The organism is Thermoleptolyngbya sp. PKUAC-SCTB121, from assembly GCF_016919485.1.
Lineage (GTDB): Bacteria > Cyanobacteriota > Cyanobacteriia > Elainellales > Elainellaceae > Thermoleptolyngbya > Thermoleptolyngbya sichuanensis.
This window is the reverse complement of the sequence record NZ_CP070366.1, coordinates 2,132,019-2,152,504: the sequence shown is the minus strand read 5'-3', so window position 1 is coordinate 2,152,504 and position 20,486 is coordinate 2,132,019. Positions and strand designations below refer to the sequence as shown.

14 protein-coding genes are annotated in these 20,486 nt (G+C 55.2%); 4 read left to right on the top strand and 10 right to left on the bottom strand.

Annotation, left to right across the window (positions count from 1 at the left end; genetic code table 11):
* Positions 1-112 precede the first annotated feature (112 nt).
* The 3 genes from JTM80_RS09055 to JTM80_RS09045 form a co-directional block, all read right to left on the bottom strand.
* The gene (locus JTM80_RS09055) at positions 113-454 is read right to left on the bottom strand and encodes a hypothetical protein (protein ID WP_172358393.1); all 342 of its coding nucleotides are present in this window, start codon (positions 452-454) and stop codon (positions 113-115) included.
* A 139-nt stretch (positions 455-593) separates the two neighbouring features.
* A complete protein-coding gene (locus JTM80_RS09050; protein WP_172358394.1) occupies positions 594-1,043 on the bottom strand; it encodes a hypothetical protein in 450 nt (149 codons plus the stop codon).
* 5 nt (positions 1,044-1,048) lie between these two features.
* On the bottom strand, positions 1,049-1,693 hold the full coding sequence (locus tag JTM80_RS09045; RefSeq protein ID WP_205371019.1) for a hypothetical protein: 645 nt from the start codon (positions 1,691-1,693) through the stop codon (positions 1,049-1,051).
* A gap of 340 nt (positions 1,694-2,033) precedes the next feature.
* On the opposite strand from JTM80_RS09045, the gene JTM80_RS09040 reads away from it, so the two are divergent.
* The gene (locus JTM80_RS09040; protein WP_205371018.1) at positions 2,034-3,728 is read left to right on the top strand and encodes an NAD(P)H-quinone oxidoreductase subunit 4; all 1,695 of its coding nucleotides are present in this window, start codon (positions 2,034-2,036) and stop codon (positions 3,726-3,728) included.
* Between the two features lie 226 nt (positions 3,729-3,954).
* On the opposite strand, the gene gndA is transcribed toward JTM80_RS09040, so the two are convergent.
* Positions 3,955-5,391, bottom strand: a complete 1,437-nt coding sequence (gene gndA, locus JTM80_RS09035; RefSeq protein WP_172358397.1) for an NADP-dependent phosphogluconate dehydrogenase — start codon at positions 5,389-5,391, stop codon at positions 3,955-3,957.
* Positions 5,392-5,570: 179 nt separating this feature from the next.
* Positions 5,571-7,451: a CHASE4 domain-containing protein gene (locus tag JTM80_RS09030; protein WP_205371016.1), complete on the bottom strand. Its 1,881-nt coding sequence runs from the start codon at positions 7,449-7,451 to the stop codon at positions 5,571-5,573.
* A 322-nt stretch (positions 7,452-7,773) separates the two neighbouring features.
* On the opposite strand from JTM80_RS09030, the gene JTM80_RS09025 reads away from it, so the two are divergent.
* Together JTM80_RS09025 and JTM80_RS09020 are read left to right on the top strand one after the other, a co-directional pair.
* On the top strand, positions 7,774-8,058 hold the full coding sequence (locus JTM80_RS09025) for a DUF4090 family protein (protein WP_225906807.1): 285 nt from the start codon (positions 7,774-7,776) through the stop codon (positions 8,056-8,058).
* 147 nt (positions 8,059-8,205) lie between these two features.
* Complete coding sequence (locus JTM80_RS09020; protein ID WP_172358399.1) at positions 8,206-8,520, top strand: TMEM14 family protein; 315 nt, start codon at positions 8,206-8,208, stop codon at positions 8,518-8,520.
* A gap of 41 nt (positions 8,521-8,561) precedes the next feature.
* Here JTM80_RS09020 and JTM80_RS09015 read toward each other — a convergent pair whose 3' ends face one another.
* The 3 genes from JTM80_RS09015 to JTM80_RS09005 all read right to left on the bottom strand — a co-directional run bounded on the left by JTM80_RS09015 (position 8,562) and on the right by JTM80_RS09005 (position 12,650).
* The gene (locus JTM80_RS09015) at positions 8,562-8,933 is read right to left on the bottom strand and encodes a phage holin family protein (protein ID WP_172358400.1); all 372 of its coding nucleotides are present in this window, start codon (positions 8,931-8,933) and stop codon (positions 8,562-8,564) included.
* Between the two features lie 227 nt (positions 8,934-9,160).
* Positions 9,161-9,691 (bottom strand): hypothetical protein, encoded by a 531-nt coding sequence (locus JTM80_RS09010; protein WP_172358401.1) that lies wholly within the window; start codon positions 9,689-9,691, stop codon positions 9,161-9,163.
* 232 nt (positions 9,692-9,923) lie between these two features.
* Positions 9,924-12,650: a C45 family autoproteolytic acyltransferase/hydolase gene (locus JTM80_RS09005; RefSeq protein WP_172358402.1), complete on the bottom strand. Its 2,727-nt coding sequence runs from the start codon at positions 12,648-12,650 to the stop codon at positions 9,924-9,926.
* A 642-nt stretch (positions 12,651-13,292) separates the two neighbouring features.
* Here JTM80_RS09005 and JTM80_RS09000 point away from each other — a divergent pair.
* The gene (locus JTM80_RS09000; protein ID WP_205371014.1) at positions 13,293-14,732 is read left to right on the top strand and encodes a hypothetical protein; all 1,440 of its coding nucleotides are present in this window, start codon (positions 13,293-13,295) and stop codon (positions 14,730-14,732) included.
* A 262-nt stretch (positions 14,733-14,994) separates the two neighbouring features.
* On the opposite strand, the gene JTM80_RS23335 is transcribed toward JTM80_RS09000, so the two are convergent.
* Both JTM80_RS23335 and JTM80_RS08990 read right to left on the bottom strand, forming a co-directional pair.
* Positions 14,995-17,124 (bottom strand): bluetail domain-containing putative surface protein, encoded by a 2,130-nt coding sequence (locus JTM80_RS23335; RefSeq protein WP_276568589.1) that lies wholly within the window; start codon positions 17,122-17,124, stop codon positions 14,995-14,997.
* A 281-nt stretch (positions 17,125-17,405) separates the two neighbouring features.
* Positions 17,406-19,484: a choice-of-anchor Q domain-containing protein gene (locus JTM80_RS08990; RefSeq protein WP_205371012.1), complete on the bottom strand. Its 2,079-nt coding sequence runs from the start codon at positions 19,482-19,484 to the stop codon at positions 17,406-17,408.
* Between the last annotated feature and the right edge of the window lie 1,002 nt (positions 19,485-20,486).

The window sequence follows — 20,486 nt, the reverse complement described above, 5'->3', positions numbered from 1 at the left end:
TTTTAAGCAGTGGGGTGAGAAAGCCAGTTTCTTTCCCCACTGCTGTTTTTTGCCTGTTTTTTCGCTGAGTTAGCGATGGCTGAACCTCGATTGGCCCCGAAAGACAGGAGTTCTAAAACCGGATGCGCTCCTCGGTGAAGAGCTTGAAACCAGCGGCGATCGCCCCAAAAGACACCACAAAGTGCCACAGGCTGGTGGGCAGCAAGTATGCACCCCCACTCAAAAAGACCAGCAAAATGCCCACAGCCAGCAGACCCCAGCCCAAACTCCCGGTTTGCCGAGGGAAAAAAATCAGCGAGACCACGCCGCCCATCAGACAGAGCAGCGAACCCGTCGCCGGAAGATTGCGCCAATAAAAGGCCAGGCTAGTTGCAAAAAACACGTTCTTGCCCAGGAAGTAGATTCCGCCTACTAAAAGCGCCAGCCCGATCAGCTTTACGATTAATCTGTCCATTTTCTGCCTGTCTGCCTCAGCGACTCGATATAGAGAGAAACAAATGCGAACCGCAGAAATCCGGATAGCTATTAGGCTAAAGAGTTTACTTTATACATGCACTATACATACCCTGAGGACTCAGCTTGGTTACTTTGGCTTACCTCAGCGTGACTGTGAACCAGACACCAGCAAGATTGCGAATCTCCTGCTGTTGGGCGTAGTCGTGGATGAGTTGGCGAAACGTATCGATGTAGGAAAATGCAGCGATGAGCTGGGGCCAACTAGGATTTTTAGGAAAATGGATGCCCAGCGCTTTGGCCGCGCTGCGACAGCCGTTATACGAACCGTAGCGTTGCAGCAGTTCCGCTTGAGTGAGTTGGGTTGGCACAGCCGCAGGCAAGGCAGGCGCTGGAGTCGCAGGGGCGATTCCCGCAGGGATCGCTTCGCGAATCGCCCGTTCTGGCTTGGGTAAACCAGTGGTGGCGATCGCCTCCAGTTCATCCACCGCAATCTGTGCCACAGAGTAAATCGCGGCGGCGTTGCGGAGTTCGGCCTGCTGGTTTTCCTTGAGCTGGTTCAGCAGTTGGTTGATGCGCTTCTTGCCCATGAGAGTTATCGATCAAGGAGCGATCGCCCTACAGAAGCTTGGTCTGTGTACATTTGCGAATCATCCTTCCGCTTCTGCGCCTCCTCTTCTGGGGTCAGCTTTGGCTCCGCAGAAGGCAGCACAGGCTGTGGCGGCGTAGGTTCGATGCCCTGCTCCTCGCGCCACCAGTTTACAATACCGCGAACCGCATTCAGGAAATTCAAAAACCGCTGCGGCAGCGTCAAAAAGCTCCACTGCATCCGGTCTGCCGTTTCCACATCCGCCACCGCATCGAAAGCCGATGACAGCGTTTCTAGGCGACTGCCCATCGCCATCAGTTCTTGCTCCATTCCTCGCAGCAGCTCTTGGCTCGAAGCAGCAAGCTGCTGTTTTTCCTGCGCTAGCTTCTGGATAGACACTTGCAGCTTGGCAACATCTGCTCTGAGTTGCAGCGACGTTTGCTTATGCTCCTCGTTGCGGCGAAGCAGTTGCCCCCGGCTGCGATTAGTAAAAACTAGGCACTCTCGCATTTCCAGGTAGGTGCGCTCTAGCTCTGCCCGCTGAAGTTGGGACACGTCTCTGGGGAAATCGGTCGCCGGGCGAAAGCAGTCGGGCGTGCGGCTGGCGGTCTGCTCGGACGAAATTTGGTGAGAAGGGTCAGAAAAAGCCATAGCTCGGAGGTTCACTATCTATCCTGATCTTGGTTCAGAATGCCCAGAACAGGGGACAACTGCACTGGTTTTACATAAAAGCTTCATGAAATAGGCTGTCTCTGCCTAAATTTCATCCCATTTGGGGCATTTGAGGACAATCTGGGGAATGTTTGGGTGAGGAATGTTTTGAGAGAGAAATTCTCCGGTTCTGACAAAAACCCAGAGTTCTCTCTAAGGTTGACCCAAAATCTAATACTGATTCGCCTTGAAAAAATTGGTGTGTGCAAGTCGAAAAGTTTAGTAAAATAACTTTACAATACCAATAGGTATTTATTCTCATTACATTCGCTTCATCGCCATGACCGACTTTCCCTGGTTAACCTCCATCGTTCTGCTGCCCCTGGCGGCTGCGCTCCTAATTCCCTTGCTGCCGGACAAAGACGGCAGAATTGTCCGTTGGTACGCCCTCGCTGTGGGGTTGGCGGACTTTGTGCTGATGTGTTTCGCCTTCTGGACTCACTATGACCCCACTGTCGCAGACTTTCAGATGGTGGAAACCTTCCGGTGGATGTCGCAGCTTGGGCTAAGCTGGACGGTTTCGGTGGATGGCTTGTCGGTGCCGCTGGTGCTGCTGGCTGGCTTTGCGACCACGCTGTCGATGTTTGCCGCTTGGGGTGTCGATCGGCGACCGCGCCTGTTCTACGCGCTGATGCTGGTGCTATACGCGGCGCAGGTGGGCGTGTTTGTTGCTCAGGATCTCCTGCTGTTTTTCATCATGTGGGAAGTGGAGCTAATTCCCGTGTACCTGCTGGTGTGCATCTGGGGCGGGCAAAACCGTCGCTACGCGGCGATGAAGTTTCTAATGTACACGGCGATCGCCTCTATCTTTATTCTAGTGGCCGGTCTGGCGATGGCTTTCTCCGGCGACACTACTACGTTTGACATTGCCGCCCTCCGCCTCAAGGACTTCTCCCTGCCAATGGAACTGCTGCTCTACGCAGGGCTGCTAATCTCCTTCGGCGTTAAGCTGGCCATCTTCCCGATGCACACCTGGCTCCCCGATGCTCACGGCGAAGCTTCCTCCCCAGTATCGATGATCCTGGCAGGTGTGCTGCTGAAAATGGGTGGCTATGGGCTAATCCGTTTGAATATGGAGCTTCTGCCCAACGCTCACGTCTATTTCGCTCCGGTTCTGGCTATCCTTGGTGCAGTCAACATCGTCTACGGTGCGCTCAATTCCTTCGGGCAGACGAACATGAAACGTCGCCTCGCCTACTCCTCCATTTCCCACATGGGCTTTGTGTTGCTAGGCATTGCTTCCTTCACCGATATCGGCGTGAGCGGCGCAATGCTGCAAATGATTTCCCACGGGCTGATTGCTTCGATGCTGTTCTTCCTGGCCGGCGTAACCTACGACCGCACCCACACCATGATGATGGACAAGATGGGCGGCATCGGACAGGTGATGCCTCGCGTGTTTGCCCTATTCACGGCTGGCGCAATGGCTTCGCTGGCGCTGCCCGGAATGAGCGGATTTGCTGGAGAAATCGCCGTGTTCATGGGCATGACGACGAGCGATGTCTACGGTTCTACCTTCCGCACGGTAACGGTGTTTCTCTCCGCAGTCGGCCTAATCCTTACGCCAATCTATTTACTGTCAATGCTACGTCAGGTCTTTTTTGGCACGAGCGCCGAGCTAATGTGCGACGTAGTTCCGTCCTGTGACCTGGGCGATTTTGAAATGAAGCGTCAGGGCAATGAGGAAGCTGCCTGCTTTGGCACCAACTGCGTGTTGCCAGCAGATGCGAAATTTGAGGATGCTAAACCACGAGAATTATTTATCGCCGTTTGCTTCTTAGCGCTGATTGTGGCGATCGGGCTATATCCCAAGCCTGCCATGCAGATGTATGATGCCAAGACTGTTGCCGTGAATGCTCAAATGCAAACGTCTTATCAGCAATTTGCACTCACGCATTCCTCAACCTATGCGGGTGGATTGCTTGATGGAGTTGTTTCCAGCGCCAAAGCACCGGTCTTGGGTGTGGTGGAATAGCCGGATGGTGGACGGCAGGAGCTTTGGACGACAGTTAGCTTGTTCAGTTAGCTTGGTCAAAGCTTCCAGAATTTTTGATAGTTCTGACTGCTGCCAGTCTGTTACGAATCTCTGAGTGCTGCGCTGCAAACCTCAAAATTTTTAGAACTAAAAAGTTTTGAGAATTAAGAAACCGTCGCCTGGCAACCCAAGCGGCGGTTTCTTGCAGGAAAAGCGCTTCTAACCCTTAGCTGACACTAGCCAGTGCGGGTGCTTCGGGGGCCCATTCAGTGTGGAACGTGCCTGCTTTGTCGATGCGCTGGTAGGTGTGCGCCCCAAAGTAGTCGCGCTGAGCCTGGGTGAGGTTTTGCGGCAGGGTGGCGCGGCGGTAGCTGTCGAAATAGTCCAACGAGGCGCTGAAGGCGGGCACCGGAATGCCAACCTTAGCAGCGGTCATAATAACTTCACGCCAGGCCGCCTGACGATCCAGAATGGTCTGCTTGAACTCTGGAGCCAGCAGCAGGTTAGGGAGAGCAGGGTTCTCGTCGTAGGCTTTCTTGATTTTGTTCAAGAAGCCCGCACGGATAATGCAGCCACCCTTCCAGATGCGGGCCATTTCGCCCAGGTTAAGGTTGTAGTTAAACTCTTGCGAAGCCTTGGCCAGCAGCGCCATGCCTTGGGCGTAGGAGCAAATCTTGGAACAGTAGAGCGCATCCCGCACCATGTTAATAAAAGTTTGCTGGTCGCCTTCATAGAGTCCGCTGGGCCCCGTCAGTTCCTTGGATGCTGCAACCCGCTCTTCTTTGATGGAGGAGATGATTCGAGCATTCACCGCTGCGATGATAGTGGGAATGCTGACACCCAGTTCTAGGGCGCTCATTACCGTCCAGCGACCCGTGCCTTTTTGCCCAGCCGCATCCAGGATGAAATCCACCAGGTGCTTGCCTGTGTCGGGGTCAATCTTCTGGAAGATGTCGGCGGTAATTTCGATCAGGAACGAGTTGAGTTCGTCGGTGGTGTTCCACTCGGCGAAGGCGGCGTGGAGTTGCTCGTTGGTCAGTCCGCCTGCATTTTTCAGCAGGTCGTAGGCTTCGGCAATGAGCTGCATGTCACCGTACTCAATGCCGTTATGAACCATCTTGACGTAGTGCCCGGAGCCGCCGGGGCCAATGTAGGTGACGCAGGGGCCGTCGTCTACTTGGGCGGCAATTTTGGTGACAATGGGTTCGATTTCGCGATAGGCGGCTTCGGTGCCACCGGGCATGAGGCTGGGCCCGTTCAGCGCGCCTTCTTCGCCACCGCTCACGCCCATGCCAATAAAGCGTAATCCGGTGGATTCTAAATCCTTGACGCGACGCTCGGTGTCTTCGTAGAGGGAGTTGCCGCCGTCGATGATCATGTCGCCGGGTTCAAGCAGGGGCTTAAGCTGTTCGATTACAGCATCAACAGGGGCACCAGCCTTGACCATGATCAGGATTTTGCGAGGGCGCTCTAGGGATTGCACAAACTCAGGCAGGGTGTAGGAGGCGACGAAGTTTTTCCCTGCGGCCCGCGTTCTCATAAATTCTTCTGTAACCGAACCAGTGCGGTTGTAGACCGCCATTGAATAGCCGTTGCGCTCGATGTTGAGTGCGAGGTTTTCGCCCATCACGGCCAAACCAATGAGACCAAAGCTCTGTGCCATAGATTCTGCCTACTTGCTTACTGCTGGACAACGCCGAACCAAATTCCAAAGTGCTTCACAGAGGACGAATGCAGGCAAAGCCCACACGACCCCAAGGCTTTATATAGATTTTTGGGACTGTCTGTTCCTTATCAGAGTAGACAAGTTTTTCAGAAAGGGCAGTTCATCAAAGATTTTCTTTATGCCTTAAACCGTTTGGTTGTCTGGGATACAGGAATTTGAATGATGAATTCGGTGTGGTGTCCTGGGGCAGAATTACAACGGAGGATGCCGTGGTGGGTTTCGACGATGATTTGGTAGCACATGGCGAGTCCGAGGCCTGTGCCCTGGCCGACGGGCTTGGTGGTGAAGAAGGGATCGAACAGGCGGGATTGGAGATCTTCGGGGATTGGGGGGCCGTTGTTGGCGATGCGGATTTGGATGTGTCCATCAGTGCTTCCCTCCTTACCCGCTTTGCCTCCTTTGCCCTCCCTGTCCTCCAGATATCGAGTCTGAATATGGATCAGGGGAGGGGAGGAATCTGATAGGAATCCGCTGGGAATTCGCGGAGTCTGAAGAGCATCAATGGCATTGTTGAGGATGTTCAGAACCACCTGGTTGATTTGGCTGGGGTAGCACTCTACAAGAGGCAAATCGCTGTAGTCAGTTGTAACTTGAATAGCAGAACCGCTGGCAGACGTTTGAAGCCGATGCTGCAAGACTAGCAGTGTGCTGTCGATGCCGTTATGAATTTCGACTCGCTTCAGTCCTGCCTCATCCATGTGGGAAAAGGTGCGGAGTGAGAGGACGATAGTACGGATGCGCTCGGCTCCGACCCGCATGGAGTTGAGCAGTTTGGGCAGATCGGCAGTGATGAACGGTAGATCTATGCTGGCTTGCGCCTCTTGCACGGGTTGTGGGGGATGGGGAATGTGCTGCTGATAAAGAGCGATTAGGTCGAGCAGAGCATGGGCATATTGGCGAGCGTGGGTGATGTTGCCGTAGATGAAGCCGATGGGGTTGTTGATTTCGTGGGCGATGCCTGCGACGAGTTGCCCTAAGCCGGACATTTTTTCGCTGTGGAGCAGTTGGGCCTGGGTTTTGCGAAGTTCCTGGAGGGTGCGTTCGAGTTCTTCAGCTTTTTCGCGGTAGCGCAGTTCTGACTGACGCAGGGCGGCTTCTTGCTGGAGGGCTTGCTGGATGCGATCGCGCTCTCGCAGGTATCGGAGCGATCGCTCTAGCAGCCGCCAGATAATCAGCCCCGACACGGCTCCTGCGCCCATCAGCGACAACCCCAAATAGCGCAGACCCAGCAACATCTGCTGATAGACAGGTCGGGGCGCATCGATCCGCAGCAACATGACGGGCCGGCGGTGCAGGTCATAGATAAGGCGGTAAGCGGCGATCGCCTGCGCTGTAAGCGGAATGACTATCTCCGATTGCCCTGTTTTTAGCTGAGTTAGGGCTTGCTGATGGGTGGGGCCTGTGAGTGGATGCAGCGATAGCGACAGTTGGGTCGATTCGGAGAGCTTAGCAAGCTTATCGGCATCTAGCGTTTGTCCAAAAATAAAGCTGCCGACAGCGGGGCCACTGCCGTTACTTCTCAGAATAGGGCGACTGACGAGCAGCGTTAGCTGTCCAGAAATCAGCACGATGCCCTGAGGATTTGACGGTTCTCGCCCTACCTGAAACAGCTTGGGCAGCGCCATCAGCGCATCCTGAAAGACTTCATCAGCAGGGCTGTTGATTTGTCCACTGGAATAGTCGTAGGCGGCGCTATAGAGTAGGGTTTGGGGGTCGCGGGCGATCGCCATCCAGTCTGCCTGAGTCGATGTGAAGGTAACGTCGCCAATCGAATTGCTGATGTAGTCTGGCTTTTGACCCTGGGCATAGGCGTAGGTCTCGTCCCAAGTGGCATAGTCTGTAGCGGCATTGCCCAGAATGTCGATTTGATTTTGAAGTGCTCGCTCAACCTGATCCAAGTTTCTCGTCAGGGTCAGCCTTTCGACCTGACGGGCGCTGTTGAGCAGAATCGTTGATGAGCCAGCAAACAGCAGGGTTGTGATTCCTCCAAGAATCAAGAAGATGCTAACTGGAAGCGGAACTCGCATGTAAACGTGCGGTTTGAAAAACAGCGGTGCAAGGTTTCTAAATACTCTGGGAACCTGAATTGAGAAGACTCGGACGCAGGGCAAAACAAAGTTAGAGGCTGGACTACTTAGAGACTGGAATATAGCACCGCTCCAAGGCCCTGCGTTGGCTATCTCCTGAATTCTCTAAGCTCAGAGTGCCCAGCCTCCTGAGAGGAGGCGACATCGATTGATAAAATGCTCCCAGATGACCAAAACTACACGCTTTTCTATGGCTAGCCCGGAAATGTCTAATTCAGAAACACCAACAGAAATGCCTAATTATGGAGGGGCTGACGCAGTGGACGAGGCGATCGCCCGTGGCATTGATTTTGACGGGTCGCCCATTCCCCAAGCCAAATTAGACCTCTACAGTCGAGTGATGGGGCTGGAGGCGGGTCGGCAGCGCAGCGGCGTAAGCAACACCATGCGATCGCGCATCGTCCGCATCGGCGCAAAGCACATTCCTCAGGACGAGCTAAATCAGATGTTGATTGCGGCCGACTTTGCCCCGCTGAAGGATAAAGAAATCGCTTTCTTTTACGGTGGTAAATCGTAATAAACAAGCGTTACAGAGCGCAGGGATTTGTCACCAAACGCTGTAATACTGTTAAGCAGGCAGTAAGCAGTTGGAGATCGAGCTGGGGAGCGTGCGATCGCCAGTTGCTTATTGCTCGCCAAAGTTTTTTAGACATGAACTTCTCCAATGGTGCCTACTCCCAGCGCAATTGCGGCGATCGCCTATGGCTTACTGGCGCTGGTCGGCGGCATCATTGGCTATCGGCAGGCGAGCAGCCGGGCCTCGCTCATCTCCGGCGGCATCAGCGGCGCGCTGCTCCTTTTGTCAGGGATCTTGCAAGCAGCGGGCATACCCTGGGCGCGGGGGCTGGCCGCGCTGATCACTGGGACACTGGTGGTCGTTTTTATTATGCGCTGGATTAAAACCCGAAAGCCAATGCCAGCCCTGCTGATGATCGTGGCAGGACTGGCATCGCTGTTTGTGACGGGCTTTATCTTGTGATGGGCTTTATCGCGTCGTGAAACCGGCTGAATCGGGGTAACCTACACCGCACCCGCAGGCAGCAGACCCGTTGCCGACAGGATATAGTTCAAAATCGAGCTAACGAAGGCTAGGGCGATCGCCCCCAAAATGGCGCTGCCGATGCCCCAGCGCAGGCGGAAGCCCTGAGTCAGCAGGGCCGCCAGACCAAACACAATGACCGAACCCAGCAGCGGCACAATGCCCAGGGTAAACAGCCAGGAGGCCGTGCGAATAAACTGCGGAAAGGCGTACCAAATGCCATTCAGCACCCCAATAATGGCACCCGCAAACAGGGCCGCACCGGGATTGTCAATGTCAATTCCCAGAGGGAGTTTAGAGATAATCAGCAGGCTAATTGCCAACACCAAAATCGAAATTAAAAGTCCAATCATAGCCACTCCTCCAAAGTTAACTACTTAAAAACCAATCAGCGAGATCAAACAACAGGTTAGGACGATTCATGCAATCAACGTTAAAACGATCTGGCTCGGTAAAAGGGAGCAGTCTTTCTATTCTTAAGTCCCTATAGCACTGCGAAAGAAGCCGTTCTTTCTAGTTGAAACCGTCAGACCTTTGCACTGATGATTAGCACCAAAATTAATGGTGAACCAAGGCTAGACTAGGGTGTTAAGGCATCTTCAAGCTTGCGGAGAACCGAGGCTTCGGCTTGGCTGATCTTCTCGCCGCCAATCCCCAGAAAGCCGCCTTCTTTCACGGCTTCGGCGACCTTGGTGGCGATCGCCAATAGCCAGCCCCTGTACTCATTGGCTTGCACCCCCGTTACCTTCGCCGCCAGCACCGATTTGACTTTATCAAAATGGGCGATCGCCGCATTTCGTCCTTCAGATGCGTTTTTCAAATCACGAATATAGCGGAGAATTTGAAACTCCTTCTTAAGCAAAAGTGAATCAGCCGGAGTACTATCCGCCAGGTCAACTTCATTCAGCGCTGAGACTACCGAACTCACCAACCCATCGGGCGGAAGATCTTGACGCTGCTGCTCAACAGCCAGGATTTTGACACCCGCCTGCACTTCTTTCATAAAAGAGACGGGATCGGTCTTATCAGCCAGCGTCAGCGCAATAATTGCCTGCATAGGCGCTTGCGTTAAAACTGCCCACTCCTCTTCTGAGAAATATTGTTGCACCATAACTGTTTCCTCAATCGTTTCTTCGAGTTGCGCCCCAGAAAACAGCTTTGTAAAACAACCCGTTTTCTGAGAACCGATCCAACCACGCCGGAAGGAGCTTTCAAAAAATCTCAGTAATTTCCGTATGCATTACAGCAGGATACTGGAAAACAACGCTTTTTGTGTAGGTTTCCTGCGTACATTCGCGGTTGCAATTTCTTAGGCGGTGCAAAGCCGCCTGCAAGGCTTCCGTCTAGGGGATGATCGGGGCGTTGCAGCCCGCTGCATCAGGGAACCCTAGCAGTTGCCCAACGGCAAAGCAGCGAAACGGATTTTGGGGCACAGGCGGATCGCCTGCCGCAATCCACACCTTGAGCCGCATCGGGTCATAAATTGCCTGTCGCAACGCGCCATTGCCGCCGGGACTAGCATCGTCGTCAAACACATCAAACGGGCTGGCTTCCAGCGTGATGGGATGAGTGCGATCGCGCAAAATGTCTGCTACCACCGTCGGGTCGATTTCGCCATAGCGAGAACTGATACCATCTGGCTCCAAAAGCTGCCCCAAGCGCTGAAACCGGAGATCACTCGAAAGGTCAATTGGCAGCGGCTGGCGCTCAAACATCTCCGGCAGGACGAAATGATTGGTCGCGTAAAGCACGCCGTTGTCTTGGAGGGGACGCACGCCCAAGTGCCGCCCCGTAAACTCGAATACGCCTGCTTCCCGCGACTTGCCATCAGTAATCATAATGATGTTGCCCCGCACGCGAGGCTGCGTTTCCATGAGGCTGCGGGCTTCGGCAAAGCTAGTGGCCGTTTTCAAGATTTGCCCCATAAGTTGCACATTGCTGCGCCCTTCCCGCGACAGTTCGGTGATATCCGCCGCGTGGGCCGTATCCAGGCCCAGCGAAATGCCTGCCACATTCACCCCAGAGTTTGGCCAGATTACACCGGGATAGGTGACAAACACATGGGGCAGGCCGTCAAGCGGCTGCCGGATAAACAGGATGGGGTTGTAGACGACGTAATCGACGGGTTTTTCGTTGTTATCGACGCTGCTGCCGTGGTAGAGATAGCCGTCTCTGGTTGCGGCGTTGGTTGCCACAAACTGGTTACAGCCTTCCCAAAACAGCTCTCGCGGCAGCGTGTAGCCGAGGATTTCTTGGAACACGTCCGCGTAGGACATCATCATGCAAACGTCCATATCAATGCCGATATCGCTGGTCGCATCGGCCAATCCCCGGCATTCTTCTAGTAGCTCTGGGAAGGCTCGGTTTTTGGCCAGTCGCCCTAGCCCCAGCCCTACACCTGCCAGCCGAGCGATCCGCAGCGGCCGTTCGCCAATGCTGGCGATTTCATCATGCAGTAGGGTACCGTGCTGATAGCCCATGTCGTAGGGGGTTCCTGCTAGCCAGACGATTTTGATTAAGCCGCGCTCTTCTCGGTGGGCGGGGACGGGCTGCCAATTGGCGGGCAGGAATTCAGCGACTTTTTCGGGGGCGATCGCCACTTTAGGCGCGGGTGATCCTGGGGTTGCTATATTGCAATCGCAGACGGTTTCGGCGGCGGAGGCTTGCAGGTTTAGCAGCCACGATTCAAAGGCGATCGCCCCGTCGGCCGTTGAAGGTGCGCGATTGACCAACTGCCCCAAGCGAATTAGCCGCGACCCGTCTAGCACAATCTGTGAAGTCGGATAGCGTTGCAACAGTTCCAGCAGGGTGAACTGCCCGTCGCCCGCCGCAGACAGCACCAGCGTAGACCGCAGCGCCTGGATATTTGCCCGATTGGATGGGGTTTGAATCACCTCGCCAATCTTAAATAGCGCGTATTCTCCCAATATGGAATTCAGATCTTCATCTAAGTTAACTGCGTTGGCTCTAATGGAGTCGTTCAAAGCCTCCCGAAACTGATCAGGCGCAATTTTGGCAATCCGTAGCATCGATCGCCATCCGGGTGAAAGGTAGCCCGTTTCGGCAAAGGTGGTCAGTTCGCCAATGCTGATAGACGGGCGCAGCGGGCCCAAGGCAATCACCAGTCGCCGATTGGCAAAGTCTGGCAGCGGGGGCACAGCCTGAGCGCTGGCGGTCTGTTTTGGGCTGGCGGTCTGTTTTGGGCTGGCGCTGGGGTCGGCAAGAATGCCTGTGTTTGCGATCAGGCGGTTTTTTGCGCTGGCGATCGCCCCCGTGAGAGCAGTGGTTTGAACAGACGACTCGATGGGGGGCGAGTGTATGGCAGGGGCGATCGCCGCAGCGGCTTCAGTCCACCCAGCCGCGGCCGTTTGAGCTTGGTCACCAGGCTGGACGTTGAGACGAGTGGCTTCAAGCGTTGCAGCGCAGTCGCACACCAACTCCGGCAGCAGCGTCTGCACCGTCCGCAGCACGGGCAGCAGCCGATTCACCACCAGTTCCACATCCGTATAGGCTTGCTCCAGTCGTCCCACTTCCAGCCGCACGGCAGGTTGGGGATACTGTTGCAGCAGTTCCAGCACAGAAAACGTGCCGTCATCTCGGAGGGCGCGGCGAAGGGCCGTTTCCACCTCGTCGAGCCGCTCACTGCCGAGGGGATCGCCCACGGTTTTATTGATCTGGAGAAGGATAAATTGGCGCTCTGGCAGTGCGTCCAAATTGGGCAGGGCGATCGCCTGCGTCAGCCAGTGGTGCATTGCGTCTGGCTCAATCTCTGCGGCAATCAACAATGCCTGGGTTGGTTCTGAAAGGGTTTTCTGCGCTGCAAAGGTCGCCAATTCGGCATAGGGAACTGAGAGCCGCTGATCCCGAAACTGAAGAATCACCGTTTGGGCAGCGCTGACGCGATGAGCCATCAGCAGGTTGAGCAGCAGGCTCAGCAGCAGCCCCAAACCCAGTCCTACGCCTAGTTTTACAGACGGACGATAAGGACGATGAAACATCTGCCGCAGTCGCAAGAACCGGGCGATCGCCCAATTTCGCAATCCTCGAACATCCCAAACGCCATGCCTCATAGGTTTCTCAATCAACTCTGTTAAAAAAATCAACTCTGTTAAGGGCACCTCGAAAAATTCAGATCTTCTTGATAATAGCTACGAGAAAACGAGAGTTTCAGGCTCCCAAAATTCTCAATAAGGCAATTAATCGAGGCACCCTTAAGAAATTCAAACACAAGCCTTTGAATTTGGAATTTGCAACCTGGAGCTAGTCAATTTTCAAGAAATTCCTGGACTAAAAACTTCTAGCCTAAATTTCCAAACCGAAGACTCAAAACGGTCTAGCTCTACGAGAAAATACCCTTAGCGTCACTTCAAGCACACCCGTAGTGTAAATGAGATCGACAGTAAAGTATCGGGTATATCTAGCAAAGACACGTATCACCTTGTAAAATCCTACAAAATAGCGACATTAGCAAGCACTTACCGAAAAAAGGCGCAGGACGGCTGATCGCCATCCATTTTTAAGCAGGGTTGAGTCATTCCTTCCGGTATCTCTTGACCCTGGCAGTATTTCATAGGCAATACATTGACGTGGTTATTACCGTTATTACCACTGAGTTTCCAATGGTTTACATGCTGGTGCGCCTTTATTTTGGTAGTGCTGCGATCGCATCTGGTGTTGAGGAAATTTGAGGAAATCTTTTGAGGAGTGAGTCCATGAAATCCGATTTGCAATCTACCCGCCAATGGCAGTGCCTCTTGCTGTCGGGCAGCGTGTTGGTGTCTACGGTCATTGTCGGGGGACAGGCGGCCGTTGCTTCAGAAGCAATCGTTGCAGAAGCAGCGGCCGCAGAATCGATTGCCGCAGAATCAACGACCAAATCTGGCTCAGTTCGCAGCACGATTCCCCCGCTTTCACCGATTCGCTCACTGAGTGTCGAACCTTTGCTTGTCGAACCACTGGAATCTGTCGAGGTGGCTCCCGAAGCAGCCGTTGCTCCCGAACCCGTCGTGGTTGTTCCAGACGCAGAGCCGGACTCTGAAAGCACCACAGGGCTAACTACAACACCCAGCATCGAGAGCGCTGAGGTTGGGTCAGATGAAGTCGAAGCCGCTGAAATCGAGATTCCGATGGGCACGGCCGCAGATCTAGAGCCAATGCCAACCAATCCGGCGATCGCCAATACTGATACAGAGCTTGATCCAGACCTATCCGATCCCAGCTTCTCAGTTCCCGCCCCCATCGAAATTGCTCAAACAGGCCCTCGCGAAGTCCGCTATGTCTTCAGCTACATCGGCGTGGGGGTCAACTTGGGCATTGCGGGCGATGCCGCCATCGGCGACACCAGCTTTGCTGTCCTCAGCAAAATTGCCCTCAATCCCTACCTCTCCCTGCGTCCCAGCCTGCTGATCGAAGACGATGTGAGCATTCTCGTTCCTGTGACCTACGACTTTGGCATTGCCGGGCCAGGCACGGGCATTGCGCCATTTGCCGGCCTGGGCCTCACGTTTTTCACAGGCAATGACAACAACGTAGACTTCTTGCTGACAGGCGGGCTAGATTTTCCGATCAACAGTTCACTAGTGGCCACAGCATCAGCCAACCTTGCGCCCTTTGGCCGTGAAGTAGACTTTGGCATTCTGCTGGGTCTGGGCTACACCTTTAGCGCTCGTCGGGCGGTGGTGCGTCGTCCCACGATCGCCGATGTGCAGGATGCGGTCGGCGGCACGGCTGATACGCTTGGCCGCAGATCCCGCATCAACCCCAGCTTTATTGGCGCTGGGGCGAACCTGGGCATCGGCGGCGACTCTGCGCTGGGCAACACCAGCTTCGCCATCCTGAGCAAGTTTGCCCTGAACCGCACGCTGTCGATTCGCCCAGGTCTGCTGATCGAGGACGACGTAGAAGTGCTACTGCCTGTCACCTTTGACCTGGAGCCAATTCGGACGGGATACACAACGCTGGCTCCCTACGTTGGGGCAGGAATTGCCTTCTCCTTTGGCGATGACAGCGGGTTAGACCTGCTGCTGACGGGCGGTCTTGATATCCCCCTCACGGCTTTTCTGGCACTGACGACGGGCATCAACGTCGGGCTGTTTGATAGCTTCGATGTGGGCGCAACGCTGGGTTTGGTTTATACATTCTCGCCTTACTAATTACTAAAAAGCGATTAAGAAGCGCTGTCATTAAAACTTCTGGCAATATCGAACGTTTACCAAACAGCGTTTACTGATACCCAAAAAGCGCTGCGCGAGGAGTCGTTATCGCGCAGCGCTTTGGTAAAGTCCCCAACTATTGCTACAAGCGGGGGTACAGCATTTTTATGCGAGGTGAGGCATGCGCTAGATAGGAAAGGCGAGGGCTTGTGTCTTAGTCTTATGCCTCACTAGCTTCAAAAACGCTTTGCTATAGGTCGGATCAGGCAAAGTAGGTAGCAACGGGCAGTGCGCCCAGGGTGGCGTGGCCCTCTGCGAGGGTTGCGGTCGTGAGGTTGACTACAAGGTCATCCTTGGCATTGAAGCTGGCAGTGCCGTTGTTGGCGGAGAGGTATAGCTCTTGCTTCCAGCGAAACATGACTGCTTCGTTTGCCTTGAGCGCCTGACGGCCGCCTCGCTTCTGATTTTTGTCGGCGTAGGCCAGCTTGACGGCATCTTCTAGGGTTTTTGCCCTAATGTTGCCTGCGTTGAACAGCGCTTTGGGGCGGTTCAGCGTGGTCAGGTTGTTGTCAAAGTCGAACACGAGGCGATCGCCCTCCAGCACATTCAAATCTAAAATGCGATCGGGCGCAGTGACCAGCGATTGCCTGAGCGCCTTGCCCTGCCGACCCGCGCTATAGACAAACCAGTCTGCTCCCGCGCCGCCGACCAGCGTATCGCCGCCTGCCCTACCCAGCAGGATGTCATTGCCGCCTTCGCCCCGCAACACGTCCGCACCCGCAGTGCCCAGCAGGATGTCGTCTGCCGCCGTGCCCGTGATTTCGGTGGGCGGGTTGACCACTGTGCCCGTTGCGCCAAACTCCACTGCGCCAATGTCGATTTTGCTGTCGCGGGTGCGGCCTAGCTTGTCTGTCGTGGGTGCGCCGGAGCTAACGCCTGCGTTAATCGCAGCGCTGCCCTCCAGAAGCGGATGAAACAGCAGAAAACCGTCACTCATCTGCTGCAAACCGCCCAGTTTCGGATCGGCAATGCGAATGCCAGAAAACACCAGATTGCTGCTGTTTGCACCGCCCGCAAAGGTGGAAAATTGCAGGTTGCCGCCGCCATTGGCAAACGTGCCGCTGCTCTGCTGCTGGATATTCCAGGTGTTGCCGCCGTTGGCTGCGGTGTTGTTGAAAAAGACAGTGTTTCGTAGCGTCGCAGTGCTGCCACCTGCCACCGAAACGCCGCCGCCGACCCAGCCTGCGGTATTGAGGGCAATCGTGGTGTTGACAATCGTGGCGTTGTTGTAGAGCGCCATGCCGCCGCCCACATTGCTCGGTCCGCGGCCAGTGACCGAGTTTCCAGAAAAGGTGCTGTTGGTAATCGTGGCAGGAGCCTTCATCGTCCAGATGCCGCCGCCCTGACCTGTGGCGCTGTTGCCGACAAACGCCGTGTTGCTAATGGTCAGCCCCCGGTTCAGGTCGTTGCTCATGACCACGATCGCCCCGCCGTTGCCCCCGTTGCCCTGGGGCAGTGCCGTCACCGCGTTGTCTTTGAACAGGCTGCCCGTAATAGTGACGCTATCTTGCTTGCCTGTATAGAGGTAGGCCGCGCCGCCTTCGCCCTTGCCCTTGTTGCCCTCAAACACGCTGTTGACAATGCGGATAAAGCCGGACGCTTCGCTGGTGGAACTGGCGCGGTCGGTGTAGATTGCGCCGCCAAAGCCCCGCAAAAACGGGTTGGGCTTGCCTGTGTCGTAAAAAGCAGCCGTCGTGCTGTTGTTGAGAAACTTGGAATTTTCGATGGTGAGCTTGCCGTTGAGGCTGTTGATCGCGCCACCGTTGATGCCCTGGTTGTTGACAAACTCGCTGTTTCTTACCGTCAGCGGGCCGGGGCCCCAAAAGGCGATCGCCCCTGCCCCCCGTTCGTCATTGCCCGCCGTGGCCCGGTTGCCTGTGAACTTGCTGCCCGTCACCGTCAGGGAGCCTTCAAAGGCGCTGAACACCGCGCCGCCGCCCTTGTTGGCGACATTGTTGGTGAAAACAACGTTTTCCAGCGTTAGCTTGCCCTGGTGTTCCGTGGCGATCGCCCCGCCGCGCTCGGTGGTGAAGCCGTTGATCAGCGTCAGATTTTTCACCGACAGGCTGGTGGGCTGCACCGAGGTCGATTGCAGGTTAAAAATGCGCGACTTGTTGTTGCCGCTAATTTTTAGCCCCGGCGCAGTGCTGCCGTCGATAGTTAGATTTTTGCCTGCGGGAATATTGATCTGGCCGCTGGTGAGGGTAATGGTTTGCCCGGCCAGGCTGCTGGCAAAGCGAATCGTGCTGCCGCTGGTGGCTTGGGCGATCGCCGCCCGCAATGATCCAGCACCGCTGTCGGCGGTCGTCGTCACCGTAATGATTGTGGACATGAGTGTTCCCTATCTGATGGTTAGCTGTAGGAAATGCAGGAGAAATATACAGGAAATGCACAAGAAATGCACAGGAAATAAAGCAACTATCAACACGTTAGAAATCAAGCCACAGAACGTGAGATTAAACGCTTTCCGGAGAGATTAGTAGATGCACACGGAACCAAAGCAACCGAGTCGAGGAAACACAAAACCGAACGAAGTCGCATGACCCTGATCGACTTTCCGGGAACGCCAAAATTCCTTCAGGAAACATTCCAACGGGTTCATGATTTTTTCACCTAAGTGAAAACTGTCTGCACAGGCAGCACGCCCGCCCGCTGCTGGCGCGGCGACAGCGCAATCCCCGTCACGTCGATCACGCCATCCTGGGCCGCACTAAAGCCAGCACCCTCTGCGTTGATCGAGAGCAGCGTGCGACTGCCCCAGGAAAACAGCACCGCTTCACCAATCGCTAGGACTTGCTTGCCTGCCTGCTGCTGGTTTTTGTCGGCGTAGGCAGCGGCGATCGCCCCCCTCAGGGTGCTGCCCTGCACGGTTCCCGCATGGAACAGTTTCTTGGGCAACACTGATTCGCCGTTGACTTCGATCAGGAGGCGATCGCCCTGAGCAGGGTTGAAATCCGTGATGCGATCCAGGCTCGACAGCCGCGAGTGAGCCAGAGCCGATTTCAGCGTTGCGCCAACGTAGACAAACGTATCCGCCCCCGCGCCGCCCGTCAGCGTGTCGCTGCCTGCGCCGCCCCACAGCAGATCGTTGCCGCCACTGCCCAACAGCGTGTCGCCACCCGTGCTGCCCACCAGCCAGTCATCCCCGGCGCTGCCTTCCCACCGCAGCCCCCGCCCAAACTCGACCGCGCCGACATCAGGCTGAGCATCCCGGCTCAGCCCCCGCTGGTCTATCGGAGGTGCGCCTGCGCCCGTTCCTGTGTTGATGGCGGGGCTGCCGGCTAGCAGCGCATGGGTCTGCCCCAATCCGCCGTTTGCCTGGAGTGGATCGAGCTTGGGGTCGATGATGCGAGAGTTAGCCACAACGCGCGGATCATCTTTACTTTGCAGCCCTGGAAATTCGATATTGCCGCCACCGTCAATGAGCGGTCTGCGCGTTTGAACGCGAGTCTTCCAGGGATTGCTAGCAGTATTGAACGCAACGATGGAGTTTTTGAGCGTAATTGACTGGTCGCCCATCCAAAACGCGCCGCCCTGGAATCCGGCGTGATTGTAGGCAACGGTGACATTGGTCAGCGTTGCAGCAGACGTGGTACGGTTGCCAAAGGTGATTGCGCCGCCCAGCCCGCCGCCGTTGCCATCGTCGGCCCGGTTGCCCGAAAACGTTGTGTTCACGATAGTAGTCGGCGACGATTCGCCAATCCACAATCCGCCGCCCTGCCCCTGAGCCGTGTTGTTGGCCAGCGTGCTGTTCCGCAGGGTCAGTTCGGCATTGCCGTGGCGCAGCCCGCCGCCCAGCGCCTCACCGTCAGCGCCGCGAATCACAGTATTGCCGACGATCGCACAGTTTTCAATCAGCACCTTGTCGGGCGGATAGGCAAAGAGAAACAGCCCGCCGCCCTGGGCCGCACCGCGATTGTTTTCAAAGCGGCTGTTGCGGAGGGTGATTTGGCCGCCAATGGGGCCATAGCTGCTGTTGGGGCCCGATGCATTGGCTCCGTCGGTGTAGATTGCGCCGCCGTAGCCGCTCACCCCCCGTTGAGACGCGCCTGGCGTGGAGTCGTTGCCACGAAAGATCGAATTCTCAACCGTTAGCTCACCCAGCAGGCTATTGATTGCGCCGCCGTTGATGCCGCGATTGCGGAGGAATCGGCTATTGCGGACGGTCAGCACGCCGCCGCTCTTGGTGCCGATCGCTCCTCCGCCTCGTTCGTTTTGGGCAAGCGTGCCGTCATTGGCGATGAACGTGCTGCCCTGCACGAGCGTCCGCCCGCGAAATCCGGTGTAGATTGCCCCACCAAACCCAGCCGCGTTTTCCTGGAAACGGCACCGGATCACCGTCAGCTCGCTGCTGTTTCCGGTCAAGATTGCGCCGCCGCCGCCCGACTGTTCGGTGTTGCCCGTGACCCGCCCGTGTCTCAGGGTCAGCTCCCGTAGGGTCACTTTGGCATTGTCCCCAACTTGCAGAATGCGGCTGCTGCGGTTGCCGCTGAGGGTGATGCCGGGGGCGGTCGAGCCGTCTATCGTAATTGAGCGGTTGAGGGTGAGTTGGCCACTGGTCAGGCTGATGGTCTTTCCCTGGAGGCTGGCGGCAAAGCGGATGGTGGCTCCGTTGGTGGCTTGGGCGATCGCCGCCCGCAAAGATCCTGCACCGCTGTCAGCGGTCGTTGTCACCGTGATGATTGTAGACATGAATGTTTCCTTTCTGATGGTTAGCTGGAAAGGGTGCAACCAGAGGTTGACACGCTAGAAATCGTCCTGAGGAACGCTAAAGCAAACGCTCAGCAGATGAATTCATAAGTGTTTATGGAAGCTAATCAGCCGAAACGGAATACGCGAAAAGGGCAAAAAAGGGGGGCAAAACGGACGCAATGATGCAGGCTGTAATTCACCTTACTAGAACGTCAATGCTCATCTAGAAGACGGTCAATTTACTTGCTTTATATTCTCTCCAATGAAGGAAGACTTGCATTAACGCCGAACCTTTTTACCCCTGACACAGGGATGGCAAAATCATCGCTTTTGCAAACAAAAAAAGAAACATTTCTCATTCCAGATTAGGTTCTTTCGATTGCAGGAAATCAAGTTGCATCAAGTCAGGTTTTAGAACGTAATTGGGTTAATTGAGTAGACGCAAAGTGCAGGATTTTGTTCACGATAAAACGAGATGGCGAGGGCGCATCCTAGTTCTGCAAGTTTGCCCTCATCCCCCAGCCCCTTCTCCCAAAAAGGGAGAAGGAGAGCCGGATTGGCAGTCCCTTCCCCAAAGCGGGAGAGGGATTTAGGGTGAGGGTTCCAAAAGTGGGATGCACTCGATGGCGATCGCCCCGTCCAACTCAATCAAGATCCTGCAAAAATTACCGTGAAAATACTGAGACGGGAATTCTGGATGAAGCCATAGACGCAGAGTAATGGTTCAAGAACTCACGATTAAACGGTAATTCTTGACTGCTCGAAATATGAAATAGGATACGAACTTCGTCTTGTTTTACGATGCAAGAAGTATTCAAGAAACGAGTCAAAAAGCACCCAAAAGTCTGGACTAGGGGATAAGGAAGACGAGTAGACTGCGTAAATAACACCCCAAGAAATATCTAAGAAATGCAGTCTAGAGCGGACAGCAGAGAAGTCCAGTGAGCGATCTTTCAGAAACCCTGATTAAAAGAATGGGTGGAAGATCCTGACAGAGAAAAT